General features: G+C 65.8%; 12 protein-coding genes. 7 read left to right on the top strand and 5 right to left on the bottom strand.

The window, feature by feature from the left end:
- Positions 1-60: 60 nt before the first annotated feature.
- Positions 61-534 (bottom strand): SRPBCC family protein, encoded by a 474-nt coding sequence (locus tag AAFL97_RS21595; RefSeq protein ID WP_341646683.1) that lies wholly within the window; start codon positions 532-534, stop codon positions 61-63.
- A gap of 61 nt (positions 535-595) precedes the next feature.
- Here AAFL97_RS21595 and AAFL97_RS21590 point away from each other — a divergent pair, with 61 nt between their 5' ends.
- The 4 genes from AAFL97_RS21590 (at position 596) to efp (ending at position 3,563) form a co-directional block, all read left to right on the top strand.
- Entirely contained in the window at positions 596-1,330 is a 735-nt protein-coding gene (locus tag AAFL97_RS21590; RefSeq protein WP_341646682.1) for a 16S rRNA pseudouridine(516) synthase, read from the top strand.
- A gap of 202 nt (positions 1,331-1,532) precedes the next feature.
- The gene (locus AAFL97_RS21585) at positions 1,533-1,766 is read left to right on the top strand and encodes a hypothetical protein (RefSeq protein WP_341646681.1); all 234 of its coding nucleotides are present in this window, start codon (positions 1,533-1,535) and stop codon (positions 1,764-1,766) included.
- Positions 1,763-2,938 carry an elongation factor P maturation arginine rhamnosyltransferase EarP gene (earP, locus tag AAFL97_RS21580; RefSeq protein WP_341646680.1) on the top strand — a complete coding sequence of 392 codons (1,176 nt, stop codon included), beginning with the start codon at positions 1,763-1,765 and terminating at the stop codon, positions 2,936-2,938. The genes AAFL97_RS21585 and earP overlap by 4 nt, the downstream gene beginning before the upstream one ends.
- Positions 2,939-3,005: 67 nt before the next feature.
- Entirely contained in the window at positions 3,006-3,563 is a 558-nt protein-coding gene (gene efp / locus AAFL97_RS21575) for an elongation factor P (RefSeq protein WP_068635665.1), read from the top strand.
- Positions 3,564-3,620: 57 nt separating this feature from the next.
- Here efp and AAFL97_RS21570 read toward each other — a convergent pair whose 3' ends face one another.
- Positions 3,621-5,303 (bottom strand): hypothetical protein, encoded by a 1,683-nt coding sequence (locus AAFL97_RS21570; protein ID WP_341646679.1) that lies wholly within the window; start codon positions 5,301-5,303, stop codon positions 3,621-3,623.
- Positions 5,304-5,458: 155 nt separating this feature from the next.
- On the opposite strand from AAFL97_RS21570, the gene uvrA reads away from it, so the two are divergent.
- Complete coding sequence (uvrA, locus tag AAFL97_RS21565) at positions 5,459-11,140, top strand: excinuclease ABC subunit UvrA (protein WP_341646678.1); 5,682 nt, start codon at positions 5,459-5,461, stop codon at positions 11,138-11,140.
- Between the two features lie 128 nt (positions 11,141-11,268).
- Here uvrA and AAFL97_RS21560 read toward each other — a convergent pair whose 3' ends face one another.
- On the bottom strand, positions 11,269-12,153 hold the full coding sequence (locus tag AAFL97_RS21560) for an SdiA-regulated domain-containing protein (protein ID WP_341646677.1): 885 nt from the start codon (positions 12,151-12,153) through the stop codon (positions 11,269-11,271).
- Positions 12,154-12,397: 244 nt separating this feature from the next.
- Between AAFL97_RS21560 and AAFL97_RS21555 the strand changes: the two genes are divergently transcribed.
- Positions 12,398-13,096: a cytochrome b/b6 domain-containing protein gene (locus tag AAFL97_RS21555; protein ID WP_341646676.1), complete on the top strand. Its 699-nt coding sequence runs from the start codon at positions 12,398-12,400 to the stop codon at positions 13,094-13,096.
- Positions 13,097-13,201: 105 nt separating this feature from the next.
- Here the strand turns inward: AAFL97_RS21555 and AAFL97_RS21550 are convergent.
- Together AAFL97_RS21550 and AAFL97_RS21545 are read right to left on the bottom strand one after the other, a co-directional pair.
- Positions 13,202-14,562 (bottom strand): IS3 family transposase gene (locus AAFL97_RS21550; RefSeq protein ID WP_341646675.1). Its coding sequence is split into 2 segments (ribosomal slippage): positions 13,202-14,064 and positions 14,064-14,562, totalling 1,362 coding nucleotides; the frame shifts between segments, so codons are not numbered across the junction.
- Positions 14,563-14,659: 97 nt separating this feature from the next.
- Entirely contained in the window at positions 14,660-15,112 is a 453-nt protein-coding gene (locus AAFL97_RS21545) for a c-type cytochrome (protein WP_263460994.1), read from the bottom strand.
- A gap of 277 nt (positions 15,113-15,389) precedes the next feature.
- Between AAFL97_RS21545 and AAFL97_RS21540 the strand changes: the two genes are divergently transcribed.
- Positions 15,390-17,012, top strand: a complete 1,623-nt coding sequence (locus tag AAFL97_RS21540) for a methyl-accepting chemotaxis protein (RefSeq protein ID WP_263461121.1) — start codon at positions 15,390-15,392, stop codon at positions 17,010-17,012.
- Positions 17,013-17,067: the final 55 nt, after the last annotated feature.

The following is a 17,067-nucleotide window of genomic DNA, read 5'->3' as shown; positions in this document are numbered from 1 at the left end:
GAAAACACGCCCGCCATGGCTGCAGCGGGCGCGGTAAAGATTGGAATCAGTGTGTCAGGGTCACTGCTGCAAGCCGCCGGATGCGGCGATCATGCGGATGACGCGGACGGTATCGACGTCGGACTGGTGATAGGCCGAACGCACGAACTCGACATAACGACCGTCCTCGCTGCCGGCGCCTTCCGGCAGCGTGGTGCGATAGCGGAAGCGCAGGAACAGCGAGCCGGTCTCCGGCTCCTCGATGCTGATCCTCAAGCTACCGCCGGCATGCTCCTCGTTGGCTTCGGATTCGAAGCAGATCCACTCCATCGCCTTGAAGGTCACGCGGTCGCGGACGATCGCATGGCCAAAATGCAGGTCGCGCACCAGTTCGCCGTCCCTGCGCTCGACGATGTTGCAGGCTTCCAGCCCCGGCAGGAAGGCGCGCGCGTCTTCCGCCCTGCACAGCAGGCCGAACCACAGCTCCTCGCGTGTCAGCACGTCCTGCTGCGGATCGGCGAGGTCATTGACTTCGACCAGGTGTTCGAAATTCACGGGCATCTCCTGAACGGCGAGCGCCACAGTTTACCCCGACGCCCGCCATGGCCGGGATAACATGCGCCTCATGCAGATCGAACGACTCCTCCATTCCCAGGGATTCGGCAGCCGCAAGGAATGCCGTGCCCTGATCCGTGCCGGCCATGTCAGCGTCGCCGGCGTTCCGTGCGAAGACCCTTCCGCCGATTTCGACCCGGGCAGCAGCGACGGCTCGGCGGGGCTCGAATTCAGCGTCGGCGGCGAGAGCTGGCGCTACCGCGCCAAGGCCTGCCTGATGCTGCACAAGCCTGCCGGCTACGAGTGCTCGCACAAGCCGACCTTCCACCCTTCCGTATTCACCCTGCTGCCGCAGCAGATGCTGCTGCGCGGCGTGCAGTGCGTCGGCCGGCTGGACCAGGACACCACCGGATTGCTGCTGCTGTCGGACGACGGCCAGTTCATCCACCAGTGGAGCTCGGGCAAGAAGCGCACGCCGAAAGTGTATGAGGTGACGCTGAAGCATCCGGTGGATGAAAGCTTCACCGCCCGCCTGCTTGCCGGGGTCGAATTGCACGACGAGCCGGCGCCGATCGCTGCAGCCGCCTGCGTGCTGACTTCGCCGACGCAATTGCAACTGACCATCTGCGAAGGCAAGTACCACCAGGTCAAGCGCATGATCGGTGCCGCCGGCAACCGGGTGGAAGCCCTGCAGCGCAGCCGGATCGGCGGCTCGTCGCTGGATCCTGCGCTCGAACCCGGGCAATGGCGTTGGCTGGAAACCGGCGACTTGCAGGCCTTGGCCGATTTCGTCTGAGTAGTTGCTTTGGCCACCAGGTACGGGCCGTACCGGTGGCATCGAAGGTGAAACCCGGCACGAAGTTCTGTGTGGCGGGTTTCGCAGGCTATGGACCTGCCTGGCCTGACTCCCGGTCCACCCTCGTGTGTTTCCAGTCCTGCCACGAGGTCTTCCATTTTTGTTTTCTACCTGCCGGCAACGCTGAGGAAAGGTGCCAAGTTTGTTCTATATGTTTTTCTTTTTATTTAAAGATAAAGATGTAAACAGTAAGGCAAAATCTGTGGATAAGTCCGTCAAGGCCTTGAAGCGCACTGGTTCCTGGACTGTAGAACAGCGTGGACAAGGCAAGCGGATGCCTGTGCGCCGATTGTCCATGGTTTTTCCGGCAATGCGATTTTTCCCCTTTGTTCACAAGCTTTCCCCTCTTTCTACGCAAAATTATCCACATCCATGAATGCCGCCCATGAACCCTCTGTTCCCACCTGGGAGATCTTCTGCCAGGTTGTGGATAATTTTGGGGATATCGGCGTGTGCTGGCGGCTGGCACGGGATCTGGCGGCGCGTACGGGTGCCGGCGTCCGGCTGTGGGTGGATGACTGGGCGGTGCTGCTGCGCCTCTGTCCGGCAGCCGGAAACATCGACCCGGCCGTGGGCGGCGTCATCGCAGGCGTGGAACTGCGGCAGTGGGCCGCGCCCTTTCCTGCCGTGGAACCGGCCAGTGTCGTCATCGAAGCCTTCGCCTGCGAGATCCCTGAAACGCATCTGCAGGCCATGGCGCGGCGGCAGCCGGCGCCGGTGTGGATCAACCTCGAATACCTGTCGGCCGAGGACTGGGTGGCGGGCTGCCACGGCATGGCTTCGCCGCATCCGCGCCTGCCGCTGGCCAAGCATTTCTTCTTTCCGGGTTTCGGTGATGGAACGGGGGGCCTGCTGCGTGAGCCAGGGCTGCTGGAGCGCCGCGCCGCTTTCCTGCGCGACCGCTGCGGGCGTGAGCAATGGCTTGCACGCAGAGGCGTGCGGCGCGAGGCGGGCGACACTTGCGTGTCCTTGTTCGCCTACGAGCAGCCGGCTTTGCCTGCCTTGCTGCAGGCCTGGATGAAGGGGCTTCGGCGGACGCATCTGTTCGTTCCCGAAGGGCGGGTGCTGGCGGACGTGGCGCGCGCCCTCGGCCGCGGCGGGCTCGGCGTGGGTGATGCCGTGAGCAAGGGCGCGCTGGACCTGCATGTGCTGCCCTTCACCGACCAGGACGGCTACGACGAGCTGCTGTGGGCCTGCGATCTGAACTTCGTCCGCGGCGAGGACTCCTTCGTCCGCGCCCAGTGGGCCGGCCGGCCTTTTGCCTGGCACATCTATCCGCAGCAGGACGAGGCCCACTTCGACAAGCTCGAAGCCTTCATGGCGTGCTACACCGCCGGCCTGCCGGCGCAGGGGAAGACTGCACTGAGCGATTTCTGGCTGGCCTGGAACGGCCGTGGAGATCCGGCGGCGGCATGGCCGGCCTTCGCCGCCGCGCTGCCGGCGCTGGGCCGCCATGCGGCCGCCTGGGGTGATTCCCTCGCCGTACGGCCGGACCTGGTGACGCGCCTGGTGGAATTCTGCTCGCACAGCAAGGCATCGGCAGGGTAGAATCCCGCGGCTAAATTTTTCAAGGACATGCGGCAGCCGTGCCGCATCGACTCAATCAGGAATCAGCATGAAAACCGCTCAGGAACTCCGCTCGGGCAACGTCATCATGGTCGGCAGCGACCCGCTGGTGGTGCAGAAGACCGAATACAACAAGTCCGGCCGCAATGCCGCGGTCGTGAAGATGAAGCTCAAGAACCTGCTCACCGGCGCGCCGTCCGAGTCGGTTTACAAGGCCGACGACAAGTTCGAAGTCGTGGTGCTCGACCGCAAGGAAGTCACCTACTCCTACTTCGCCGATCCGATGTACGTGTTCATGGACGCCGACTACGAGCAGTACGAAGTCGAAGCCGAGAACATGACCGACGCGCTGAAGTACCTCGAAGACGGCCTGCAGTGCGAAGTCGTGTTCTACAACGGCAAGGCGATCTCGGTCGAGCTGCCCAACAGCGTCGTGCGCGAAGTGGTCTATACCGAACCGGCCGTCAAGGGCGATACCTCGGGCAAGGTCATGAAGCCGGCCCGTATCGGCACTGGCTTCGAGCTGCCGGTTCCGGCCTTCGTCGAAATCGGCGACAAGATCGAAATCGACACCCGTACCGACGAGTACAAGAACCGCGTCAAGTAAGCATCTGCTTGCATGCCGCACGAGAGGCCCCGTCACGGGGCCTTTCTTTTTCGGGCTTCATTCGCGTCCAGGCCGCCATACCGCGGCGAAAGCCTTGACCTTGCTCCAGGTTGACAGGCGTTCGTCGGACACCGCGTCGAGGAAGTCCGACAGCCGTTTCGATTTCACCATGGTGTAGATTGTCAGCCCGCTGAAGACGCCGGCCACCAGCACGAACAGGAGCAGCCGCCGGGACAGCGGCGAATTCGCTTCCGCCAGCAGGTTCATGCCGAGAAAGCCGGTGGTCATCGAACCGATCAGGCCGAAGATCGTCACCACCGTCAATCGCACCACCGTGTTGGCCTGGCGGCGCAGGCCGTCGGCGTCGAGATAGGTGTTCATGTCGGCGGTGCGCTCCTTGACTTCGGCGTACAGCGAATCGGTCTGCAGGTGCTCGGTGGTCATGCGGAACAGCGCGCGCGTCTGCGCCTGCTCGGCGATGTCGTGGAACCAGTAGCGGTGGGTGAAGCGCAGGAAGCGTTCGAAGCTGGCGCGGATCGCGCGCTTGAAGCGCCGCACGCTGGTCGGGTTGCTGACCCGCAGCGGCTTCAGCGCTTCGACCAGGCGCTCGGAAAAGGTCAGCAGGGCCGCTTTCTGGAAGTGCGCGATCAGGAACAGCAGGAAATGCTGGTGGCGGAACTGCGCCAGTACGCCGTGCTGGCGGTCGGTGAAGAAGGCCGAGCGGGCATCGCCCACCACGATCAGCGCATGGCCGCTGCACAGGTAGCGGGTATGCGGCGCGGCGCCGCCGGCGCTCCAGAAGCGGTCGTAGCAATAGCGGCGCTCGAAGTCCGCGAGATGGAGTTCGGCATAGGGCGGCGCGGCAGCGTCGCCGTCGATGGCGGGTGCGGTTGAAGGCTTACGTGGCCCGGCGCCGGTCACCAGGCCGAGGCGGATGAAGTCGTTGCGTGTCAGCGCACTCGGATCGTCGAGCGCCAGGTAGGCTGCCAGCGGCATGCGGTGGTATTCGATCTGGCGGTAGCGCAGCGCGCCTTCCTCGTCGGCATGGGCGCTGACCAGCGGGCGCATCAGGAAAGCCCAGTTCGCCGCGATGCGCGGCGAGCGGTGGCGGCTGACGTGGGTCAGGAAAGCCTGCTTGTCGTGGGCGTCGGAGCGTGCCAGCACCGTGCCGTCGGCGGCCAGCCATTCGGATCGCGCCAGGCCGTGCAGCGCCTTGCCGTGCTCGTCCCAGCCCGACGGGTAGGCGCGGCCGATGCGGTACATCAGGTCCTGCACCTGCGGCAGCGGCATGTCCTCGCCCTTGACCTCGACGTTGAGAATCACCACATCGACGTCGAAGAAGAAGTACAGATGCACATGCACGACGTCCAGCGTCACCGGTTCGTCGTGTTCGTGCGCGGCGATGCGCATCCTGGTCACGTCGCGGCGCTTGAAGACCCGCATCGGCGCGCCTGCGCCGGGTTCGCCGCCAGCCGCCGAGCGGCCTTCGCCGTACAGGAACTGCTGTACGTAGGGCAGGAAGGTGACGAACTCGCTGTAGTGGCGTTCCTCGAAAAAGCCGCCTTCGCGCTCGATGTCGTGCTCCACTTCGCGCCACGGCGAGGCTTCGCCCATGTCGCGCAGTACTTCCCAGGGCCGCAATTGCGCTTCGGCCATGCCGGGCGCCGGCAACAGGCGCAGCGGCCACAGCAGGGCCAGGCGGAATTGGGACACCCTCGGTGCGGCGGCGGATTCATCCATCGCCTGTCTCCTGTTCATCGTTTTTCTGCAGCGGGGCCTTTGCCGTGCAGTGTAGCGGCCCTGTCGTTTCACTGCTGGTCCGCAGGCTGGTAACGGATTCGGTGCGGCGCGGGCCAAGCCTTAGAATGTCGCCTTGTGTCACTTTCCCGCGAGCCATGTCCGCCGCCGACCACGATCCCGCCACCATCCGCATCCGCGGCGCGCGCCAGAACAACCTGCGCAATCTCTCGCTCGACCTGCCGCTGAACCGCCTGACCGTGGTTACCGGCGTGTCCGGCTCGGGCAAATCCTCGCTGGTGTTCGACACCTTGTACGCCGAGGGCCAGCGCCGCTACGTCGAGACCTTCTCGCCCTACGCGCGCCAGTTCCTCGACCGCATGGACAAGCCGCAGGTCGACCGCATCGAAGGCGTGCCGCCGGCGATCGCGATCGACCAGACCAACCCGGTGCGCACCTCGCGCTCGACGGTCGGCACCATGACCGAGCTGGCCGACCACTTCAAGCTGCTGTACGCGCGCGCGGCGCATCTGCACTGCCGCTGCTGCGGCAAGCCGGTGCGGCGCGATTCGGCGGCCAGCATTGCCACCAACCTCAGGGAGTGCGCCGCGGCAACGGGCGATCCGCGGCTGGTGGTGTGTTTCCCGGTACCTGTGCCGTCGAACTTCAGCGAGGAAGAGGTCGCCGGCCTGCTGAACGCCCAGGGCTACACCCGCATCCAGCAGCGCACCGCCGGCAGGAACGGCGAAGGCGACGTGCTGCAGGTGGTGCAGGATCGCTTCCGCGCTTCCAGCGTGGACGATGCCCGTCTGGCCGAAGCGCTGGAAACCGCGCTGCAACGCGGCAATGGCCGCATGTCGGTTCATGCCTCGGGCGAGGGCGTGAAGCCGGATCCTGCTTCGGTGGACGGCGAGGCCATATGGCGCTACTCCTCCGGCCTGCACTGTGCCGAGTGCGACATCCACTATGCCGAGGCCACGCCCGGCCTGTTCTCGTTCAACTCGCCGATCGGTGCCTGCGAAACCTGCCGCGGTTTCGGCCGCGTGATCGGCGTCGATTACGGCCTGGTGGTGCCGGACGAGTCGAAGACGCTCGCCGAGGGCGCAGTGAAGCCCTGGCAGACCGAGAGCTTCCGCGAGTGCCAGGACGACCTGGCGAAGATGGCGAAGAAGTACGGCGTGGCGATGAACATCCCGGTGCGCGAGCTGCCGCCCGAGCATCGCCAGTGGCTGTTCGAAGGCGACCCGAAGTGGAAGAGCTGGGACAGCTCCTGGCCGCGCCTGTGGTACGGCGTGCGCCACTTCTTCGACTGGCTGGAGAGCAAGGCCTACAAGATGCACATCCGCGTGCTGCTGTCGCGCTACCGCAGCTACACGGAATGCCCGGCCTGCCACGGCGCGCGGCTGAAGCCCGACGCCTTGCTGTGGCGCCTGCCGGTGTCTACCGGGGGTGAAAAAGACGGGCGCGGATTGGCGATCCACGAGCTGATGGCGCTGCCGATCGATCGCGTCCGCGAGGCGGTGGCGGCGCTCGGCCTACCCGGCGCGGCCGACGAGGCCACCGAACTGGTGCTGGGCGAGATCCGCAGCCGGCTGGACTACCTCGCCGACGTCGGCCTCGGCTACCTGACGCTGGACCGCCAGTCGCGCACGCTGTCCGGCGGCGAGGTGCAGCGCATCAACCTGACCACCGCGCTCGGCACCTCGCTGGTGAATACCCTGTTCGTGCTCGACGAGCCTTCGATCGGCCTGCACCCGCGCGACATCGGCCGCATCCTGGGGGTGATGACGCGGCTACGCGACGCCGGCAACACCCTGGTGGTGGTGGAGCACGACCCGCAGGTGATGGTCGCTGCCGACGAACTGCTCGAGATCGGCCCCGGCCCCGGCGAACGCGGCGGCAACATCGTCGCGCGCGGCACGCCGGCCGAGATCGCCGCCGATCCCGGCTCGGTGACCGGGCCGTGGCTGGCCGGCCGCAAGCGTATCGACATCGACCGCCCGCCGCGTCCGGTCGATGCGGCCACGCCGCGATTGGTGCTGGCCGGCGCGCGCCAGCACAACCTGCGCAACATCGACGTCGCCTTCCCGCTGGGCCGGCTGAGCTGCCTGACCGGGGTGTCCGGCTCGGGCAAATCGACGCTGATCCAGGACGTGCTGTATCCGGCGCTGGCCAAGCATTTCGGCGAGTCGATCAGCGAAGCGCCGGGCGATTTCGATCGCCTGGAGAATGTGGATAACTTGCGCGGCGTGGTCATGGTCGACCAGTCGCCGATCGGCAAGAGTTCGCGCTCCAACCCGGTCAGCTACGTCGGTGCCTGGGACCCGATCCGGGCCTTGTTCGCCGCCCTGCCGGAGGCCAGGCAGCGCGGCTACACCCCGGGAACCTTCAGTTTCAATGCTGGCCACGGCCGCTGCCCGACCTGCACCGGCTCGGGTTTCGAGCACGTCGAGATGCAGTTCCTGTCCGATGTCTGGCTGCGCTGCCCGGACTGCGACGGCAAGCGCTACCGGCCGGAAGTGCTTGAATTGAAATGGAACGGGCTGTCGGTCGCGGACGTGCTCGAACTCACCGTGCATGAAGCGCTGGACGTCTTCCGCGAGCATCCCAAGGCGCTTGCCGCGCTGGCGCCGCTGGCCGATGTCGGCCTCGACTACCTGCGCCTCGGCCAGCCGGTGCCGACGCTGTCCGGCGGCGAAGCCCAGCGCCTGAAGCTGGCCGGCCACCTGGCCGAGGCGGCGCAGAAAAAGACTGTACGCAAAACCAGGCCTGTGGATAACTTTGGGGAAAAAACCGGGGGCAAGTCCGCACCCGGCCTGCTCTTCCTGTTCGACGAACCCACCACCGGCCTGCATTTCGAGGACGTCGCCAAGCTGCTCGGCGCCTTCGACAAGCTGTTGCAGGCCGGGCATTCGCTGATCGTCATCGAGCACAACCTGGACGTGATCGCCGCCGCCGACTGGATCATCGACCTCGGCCCGGAAGGCGGCGAGGGCGGCGGCATGATCGTCGCCGAAGGCCCGCCGGAGGTGGTGCGTGCCCATGAAACCTCGTTTACCGGCGCCGCGCTGCGCGAATACGCCGAGGCGCTTCAACGCACGCGCAGCGAAGCGGCCGACCAGGTTTCCGGCGCCGCGTTGCTGGCCGCCGAGCCGGCCGTGCGCTACCGCGCAGTTGCGGCGCCGGCGATCGAGATCCGCCATGCGCGCGAGCACAACCTGAAGAACGTCAGCCTGAGCATTCCGCGCGACCGCTTCAGCGTCATCACCGGCTTGTCGGGCTCGGGCAAATCGACGCTGGCCTTCGACATCGTCTTCGGTGAAGGCCAGCGCCGCTACCTGGAATCGCTCAACGCCTATGCGCGCCAGTTCGTGCAGCCGGCGAGCCGGCCCGACGTCGACGGCCTGTTCGGCATTCCGCCGACGGTGGCGATCGAGCAGCGCACCAGCCGCGGCGGGCGCAAAAGCACGGTGGCAACGCTGACCGAAATCCATCCCTTCCTGCGCCTGATGTACGTGAAGCTGGGCGCCCAGTTCTGCCCGGATTGCAAGGTGCCGGTGACGCCGCAGAGCTTCGAGGCCATCGTCGCCCAGATCCAGCGCGAGCTGCGCGGCGCTTCGGTCGAAGTGCTGGCGCCGCTGGTGGTCAACCGCAAGGGCTTGTACACCGATCTCGCCAAGTGGGCGCGCAGCAAGGGCCATACGCAGTTGCGCGTCGATGGCGAATACCTGCCGACGGCGAAGTGGCCGCGGCTCGACCGCTACAAGGAACACAACATCGAGCTGCCCACCGGCATGGTGGTGGTCGAGCCGGAGCACGAGACGACGCTGCGCGAATTCGTGCGCCAGGCGCTGGACATCGGCAAAGGCGTGATCAAGGTGCTGGCGCTCGGCAGGCTGGGTGCGGAACCGATCACCTTCTCCACGCTGCGCGCCTGCCCGAGCTGCGGCACCGGCTTCCCCGAGCCCGATCCGCGCCTGTTCTCGTACAACGCCAAGCACGGCTGGTGCCCGAAGTGCTTCGGCACCGGGCTGAAGACCGCGCCGCGCATCGAAGACCCGGATGCGCTCGATCTCGGCGATGCCGAAGGCGTCATCGTCAGCGACGAGCCCTGCCCCGCCTGCCACGGCGCGCGGCTGAACCCGGTGGCGCGGGCGGTGCGTTTCCGCGAGCTCGGCCTGCACCAGCTCGCGGCCTGGCCGGTGGATAAAGCTGCGGTCTTCTTCGGTGATCTGGCGCTGAACGAACGCGAAACCGACATCGCGCGCGACCTCGTCGCCGAAATCCGCGGCCGGTTGGCCTTCCTGCAGCACGTTGGCCTGGGTTACCTGGCGCTGGACCGCGCCGCACCCACGCTGTCCGGCGGCGAAGCGCAGCGCATCCGCCTGGCGGCCCAGCTCGGTTCCAACCTGCGTGGCGTCTGCTACATCCTCGACGAACCGACGATCGGCCTGCATCCGCGCGACAACCGCCTGCTGCTCGATACCCTGGAAGCTCTGCGCGACCGCGGCAACACGCTGCTGGTGGTCGAGCACGACGAGGACACCATCCGCCGCGCCGACCACGTCATCGACCTCGGCCCCGGCGCCGGCGTGCGCGGTGGCCGGGTGGTGGCCGAAGGCGGCATCGCCGATCTGCTTGCTTCACCTGCGTCGGCGACCGGCGAGTGCTTCCGCCATCCGCTGCAGCACCCGCTGCGGCCGCGCCGGCCGGTGCTCAAGGATCATCCGTCGATCCGGATCGAAGGCGCCAGGCTGCACAATCTGCAGGACGTCTCGGTGCGCATCCCGCTCGCCCGCCTGAGCGTGGTCACCGGCGTGTCCGGCTCGGGCAAGTCCAGCCTGGCGCGCGACGTCATCCATGCCAACCTGCGCGCCCGCCTCGGCGACCCCGAAGCCACCCGCGCCCGCCGCCGCGGCCAGGCCCAGCCGGCCGAAGTCGATCAACCGCTGGTCGGCTGCAAGGCGATGCACGGCTGGCAGCAGGTCGGCCGCGTGCTGGAAGTCGACCAGACCCCGATCGGCAAGACACCGCGTTCCTGCCCGGCGACCTACGTCGGCTTCTGGGATGCGATCCGCAAGCTGTTCGCCGACACCTTCGAGGCCCGCACGCGCGGCTGGAGCGCATCGCGCTTCTCCTTCAACACCGGGGCCGGCCGCTGCCCGGTATGCGACGGCGCCGGCCAGACCACGGTCGAGATGAACTTCCTGCCCGACGTGAAGACGCCGTGCGAAGGCTGCGGCGGCGCCCGCTTCAACCCCGAGACGCTGGCGGTGCGCTGGAAGGAGCGGACGGTGGCCGAAGTGCTGGCGATGCCGGTGGACGAGGCGGTCGATTTCTTCGCCGCCCATCCGGCCATCGCCCATCCGCTGCAGCTGCTGCAGGACGTCGGCCTCGGCTACCTGACCCTGGGCCAGCCCAGCCCGACGCTGTCCGGCGGCGAGGCCCAGCGCATCAAGCTGGTCACCGAGCTGGCCAAGGTGCGCCGCCGTCCCGGCGATGCCGAGGACACCGGCGGCGTGCCGCTGCCGGCCGACAAGCACAGCCTGTACGTGCTCGACGAGCCGACCGTGGGCCTGCACATGGCCGACGTCGACAAGCTGATCCGGGTGCTGCACCGCCTCGCCGATGCCGGCCATACCGTGCTGGTGATCGAGCACGACCTGGACGTGATGGCCGAAGCCGACTGGCTGATCGACCTCGGCCCGGAAGGCGGCGACGGCGGCGGCCGGGTGGTGGCCGAAGGCCCGCCGGAAACGGCGATGGCGACCAAGGGCTCGCACACCGGCCGGTATCTGCGGGAATTCCTCGCCAGCCGGGCGAAGGACGCAGGCTGGTAGCAGGGTGGGTCGGGCCGCGCAGGCAGAGCGAAGCGAGACCCACCCGTCAAGCCTCGGGCGAAATCCACCCATCATCGAGATCGGTGGGTTTCGCCTGAGGCTTTATCTACTCTACGGGCTGATCCTTCTCATCGCTTCTCGACCCACTGCGGCCGCGGCTCCCGCTCGAAGCGGTAGAACAGGTTGGGTTCCGACAGCACGTAGATGGCGCCGTCCGGCCCGGTCGTGAGCCCTTCGGCCTGCGGCACCATCGATGAAAGCCCGTGCAGGCCACGCCACATCGGCAGCATGCTGACCGGGCTGCCGTCCGGCGCGTATTCGACGATCAATGCCGATTCGTCGCTCAGCAGCAGCATGTTGCCGGTCGGTTCGTGGACGGTCAGCGAGGACAGGTCGGTCATGAACAGCGCGGATGCTTTCGACGACGTCCATTCGCTGATCTGCAGGTCGAGGGTGCTGCCCTTCAGCAGTCCGGGCAGGCCGGCGATGGCGAACACCCGCAGCGGCGCCTTTTCCTTGGCGACGAACAGGCGCTGGGTGGCGGAATCCCACGACACGCCCTCGAATCCGCGATTCTTGTACAGATCGATCGCCAGCCCCAGGCGCGGCACGCCGTGCAGGTCGATATTGTCGGTGTCGGCGTCGATGATGACGCGGTAGAGCTGCTGGTCCGGCTCGTCGGCGATGACGAAGACGTCGCCATCGATGTGGGCGATGCCTTCCGGGTCCTGGCCGCCGTGGATCGGAATCCGCCGCAGCAGGCGGCCCTCGGTATCGAGCTCGATCACTTCCTGCGGTGCATTGGTGACGGAGAACAGCGTGCCGGTCGCGGGGTTGAAGGTCAGCCCCGAGGCATTACGCTCGATGCCTTCGATCGGCCGGGCCTCGACCGCGACGCGGTAGAAGGGCAGCCAGACACTCTTCTCCTGCCACTCGGCCGAGCGGCTCTTCATCGTCATCCAGTAATATGCGAACGGAACGGCCTTGAAGTGCCAGGCGGCGAAAGCCAGCATGGCGAGCAAGATGCTCAGGCCGAGGATTCGTCTTTTTTCTTGGTCATTGCGCGGTTTTCCGCAAGAGGGTGGGGCTGCCGGGGAGCCGATTCTAGCGGTCCTCGCCGACGGGCGACGATCGCCCGTTTGCTACAGTCTGTACTGCTGCCTGCAATGCTGCGGTGCGGAACTTCAGCCGATCGGATTTGTCGTTTTTCGGATCGCCGAACATTCCGGATCATTCAATAGGGACGATGAACAATTCATGAACATCCGCAAGATACTTGTCTGGGATATTCCCACGCGCATTTTCCACTGGACGCTGGCGCTGCTGGTCGTCGCGGCCTACTGTACGGCGCTGATCGGCGGCAACCTGATCGTCTGGCACGGCTGGCTGGGCATTGCCATCGGCGGCCTGCTGGCCTTCCGCCTGGTGTGGGGCGTGCTCGGCTCGACCTATGCGCGTTTCGCCAACTTCGTGCCGGGGCCGGGCGGCATCGTCGCCTACCTGCGCGGGCAATGGCGCGGCGTCGGGCACAACCCGCTCGGCGCCCTGTCGGTGCTGGCGCTGCTGGCGATCCTGGGCTTCCAGGTGGTCAGCGGGCTGGTGGCGAACGACGACATCGCTTTCGAGGGGCCGCTCTACGCACTGGTGAGCAAGGACACCAGCGACTGGCTCAGTGGCCTGCACCGGCAGAACTTCTGGATCATCATCGCGCTGGTTGCGCTGCACGTGCTGGCGATCATGTTCTATGCGCACGTGAAGAAGGACAACCTGGTGAAGCCGATGATTACCGGCTTCAAGGAGGTGTCCGATCCCGAACTGAAGTCGGCGCAAGGCGGCGGCACGGTCGCCTTCATCGTGGCGCTGGCGGTGGCGGGTTTCGTGGTGTGGGCGGCAATGGGCGGGCTGCTGCCGCCCCCGCCGCCACCGCCTCCGGTCCAGGCCGTTCCTGCCTGGTGATCGTGGGCAGGGAGCCTGCCACCGCGTGAGCGCCCTGCCGGTCGGCAGGCATGAATGAAAAAAGCCGCGATTTGAACTGACCCCAAGAAGTTGGACAGTTATAAGCTAGACGGCCAAGGCCTGAGTTCGGTACTGCACCGGGCTCAGGCCTTTTAATTTGGTCTTGATACGGTCGTGATTGTAGTAATGGATGTATTGTCGGATGCCGGCCTGTAGCTGCTCGATGCTGTCAAAGCGGTTCAGGTGGAAGAACTCTGACTTCAACGTACCGAAGAAACTCTCCATGGCGGCGTTGTCCAGGCAGTTGCCCTTGCGCGACATGCTTTGGATCAGGCCGCGTGCGGCGAGCTGGCGCCGATAGGCGGACATCTGATACTGCCATCCTTGGTCGGAGTGCAATAGCGGCGCCTCCTTGCCGGCCAGCTTGGCCAAGGCCTTGTTGAGCATGTTGGCCACCAGTGAGAAGTACGGCCGTTTTTGCATCGCATAGAACACGATTTCCCCGTTGTAGAGATCCATCACGGGCGAGAGGTACAGCTTCTGGCCACGCACATTGAACTCGGTCACGTCGGTCACCCACTTCTGGTGGGGCCGTTCGGCCTGGAACTGGCGCGCCAGAATGTTGGGCACCTGAGCCTGCTGTCCCCTGTAGGAACGATATTTCTTGGGGCGCACCAGCGACTTCAGCCCCAGCGCCCGCATCAGGCGCTGCACCGCCTTGTGATTGATCGCCGCGCCGGCCTGGCGCAGCGCCGCCGTGATGCGCCGGTAGCCATAACGCCCCTTGTGACGCTCGTAGAGGGCGCGAATACGCGATTTCAGATCAGCCTGCCGGTCGCCAGCCTGCTGCGCCTTCACCTGGTAGTAGAACGTGCTGCGCGATAGCCCCGCCGCCCTCAACAACATCGCCAGATCGTGGCCTTGCCTCAGTTCAAGCACTACCCGCGCTTTTTCTGCGCGGCCTGCTCTTTGGCCTGACGCAAGGCCCTCAATTTTTTTAGGTACGCCACCTCCGCGCGCAGATACTCGTTCTCTTTGCGCAACTGCTCGAGCGTGCGCGTATCTTCGGACTTCGATGGCAAGGGCTCTGGGGTCTCGGGTATCGTCATCTTCTTCGGCCGGCCGCGAAGCTTGGGATTCAGTGCTTGCAGCCCGCCCTCATCATACTGGCGTTCCCAAGCTCTGATGACCCCCACGCCGCCCCGGATGTCGAACATCGCAACCGCTTGGCGAACCGACAACCCTTCCCGCTGCATCCGCTGCAGCACCGACAATTTGAACTGCGCACTGTAGTGGCTGAACTTCTTGCTCAAGCCCTCCTGCCCGTGGTGCTCGTAGCTCTTGACCCAGCGCCTGACCGTCCCATGGTCCAGACCGTACTCATGAGCCAACGCCTTGAAACCCCGATCACCCAGTTCGTAGCTCTGCACCACCCTCAGCTTGAATTGCTCATCGTACTTCGCCATGTAAAACACCCCAAAAGTTGGATCGGTGTCCAACTCTTGGGGTGCAGTTCAATTGCGGCTTTTTTCATGGCCCGGGCTCACGTGGCCCGTGCGCTTCTTACTTGGCGCGATACTTGTCGTGGCAGGCCTTACAGGTGCCGCCGGTATCGCCGAAAGCCTTCTGCACTTCGGCCTTGTCGCCGGTGGCGGCAGCGGCAACCAGGTTGTTCGCCGCGCTATTCAGATCGGTGGCGAGCTTGGCGACATCGTCCATGTTCTGGAAGAACTCGGGCTTCACGCGCGTTTTGACGTTGCCGATGGCCTTCTCGGTGCCGGGGCCGAACAGCGCGCCCATGCCGGAGCCGGAGATGGCGGCGATGGCGTTGGCGGCGGCCTGGACCTGCTGCGCGTTGAATTCGCCATCGAGGTTGGCCTTGATCTTGCCCATGTTCCAGGACATGAAGCTGTAGCCGGCCTGGCGGTACTTGATCTGGTCTTCGGGCTTCACCTGGGCGGATGCGGTGCCGGCGACGGAAAGGGCAAGGATGCCGAGTGCGATGATCTTCTTCATTGTTACCTCGTTGCTGCTTTGAAGCGTGGTTGAAAAAAATGACGTCGAGGAGGGCGACGGGCGCGTCTTGGAACCGAGACCGTCCTGCGACAGCACAGGTTCCATATTGGTTCAATGCATCTTATATCAGCGCCGAATGATATTCGGTTTGCACGGCAGCGATCAAATCCCCTGCCGCCGGCTCAAGAATGCGGGTTTGCCGGCCGTTGATGGGAAACGGGCCCGCCGATGGGGCGTCTCGGCCCGCCATCGTAAATGTGGATAGAGAGAGCGAATGATGCGCCGCTTTGCGGATACTCCGATCTGGTTCAGGCTGACCGCCGCGATCTGGCTGATGCTGGTGCTTGCCTGGGGAAGCATGATCGTGTGGGAAACGCGCGTGACCCGCGACATGGCGATCGAGCAGGCGAAGGATTTCGCCGCCACGGTCAACGAAATGACCATGGCCGGGCTGACCGGCATGATGATCACCGGCACCGTGGCCCAGCGCGACGTGTTTCTCGACCAGATCAAGGAACTGTCGGTGGTGCGCGACCTGAAGGTGATCCGAGGCGAGGAGACGAGCCGGATTTTCGGCCCGGGCGAGGCCGGCGAAGTTCCGCTCGACGAGGCCGAGCGCCGGGCGCTGGCCGACGGCCGGACCCACATGGCGGTGGAGCACGGCGCGGAACATGGCGAGCATTTGCGCGTGGTCATACCGGCGCTGGCATCGAAAGACTGGCTGGGCAAGGACTGCATTACCTGTCATCAGGTTGCCGAAGGAGTGCCGCTGGGCGCGGTCAGCATGCGCGTCTCGCTCGACCGGGCGGAGGCGGCAGTGGCCGAGTTTCGCAACAAGAGCATCGTCTTCGCCGTGTTGGTGTCGCTGCCGCTGCTGGGCTTCGTGTTCTTCTTCATCCGCCGCTTCGTTGCCCGTCCCCTGTCCGGTCTGGCTGCCGGCCTCGCCGAAATCGCCCAGGGCGGCGGCGACCTGACGCGCCGTCTCGAACGGGCCGGCAAGGACGAAATCGGCCGTACCGCGGATTCATTCAACGACATGATGGCCGTCATTGCGGTGCTCGTGCGCGAGGTCGGCGCGGCAGCCGACGAAGTGGCACGGGCGGCACGGCATCTGGCGGAGGGTGCCGATGATCTCGGCCAGCGCTCGCACCGACAGAACGAACGTTCGGCAACGGCCAGCGCCGCAGTCGAGCAGATGAGCGGCAGCATCACGCACATTGCCGCCAATGCGGCCGAGGTGCGCGAACGTTCGCATGCCAGTCTGGCGCATTCGCGAGAAGGCGAGCAGAGCGTGCGGCAACTGATCGGCGAGATGGAGCAGGTCGAGTCGGCAGTGCGTCAGATGGCAGGCACGGTCGGTGATTTCATCGAATCGACGCAAGCCATTTCACGCATGACGCAGGAGATGCGCGAGATTGCCGAGCAGACCAACCTGCTGGCGCTGAATGCCGCGATCGAAGCGGCACGCGCCGGCGAGCAGGGGCGCGGCTTTGCGGTGGTTGCCGATGAAGTGCGCAAGCTGGCCGAGAAGTCGGCGCGTTCGGCGGGCGAGATCGACGGCATCACGCACGAGGTCGGGCGGCGTTCGGATTCGGTGAGAGGGGCGATCGAGAGCGGCCTGGCCCACCTCGAATCGAGCCGCGTGGCGGCGGATGGCGTTTCGCAGGTGCTGGGTGCGGCGAACCTGCTGGTCGCCGAAGTAGGCGAAGGACTGGACCGCATTGCCACCGCAACGGCCGAGCAGCGCCGCTCCAGCGCATCGGTGGCATCCGGCATCGACGACATTGCCGGCATGGCGAGCGAGAACGATCTCGCCATCGGGCAGACGGTACAGGCGGCGCGCGAACTGGAACGGCTGGCGGCACGGCTGCAGGAATCGGTCGGGCGCTTCCGGGTGTGAGATGCCGGGCCTGAACGGATGCGTGGGGGCCGGGGCGGGGCCGGCCCCCGTCTTG

This window comes from Thauera sp. SDU_THAU2 (assembly GCF_038260575.1).
Classification (GTDB): Bacteria; Pseudomonadota; Gammaproteobacteria; order Burkholderiales; family Rhodocyclaceae; genus Thauera.
Note: the sequence above shows the minus strand (reverse complement) of the source record. Positions and strands in the feature narration are given on the sequence as shown.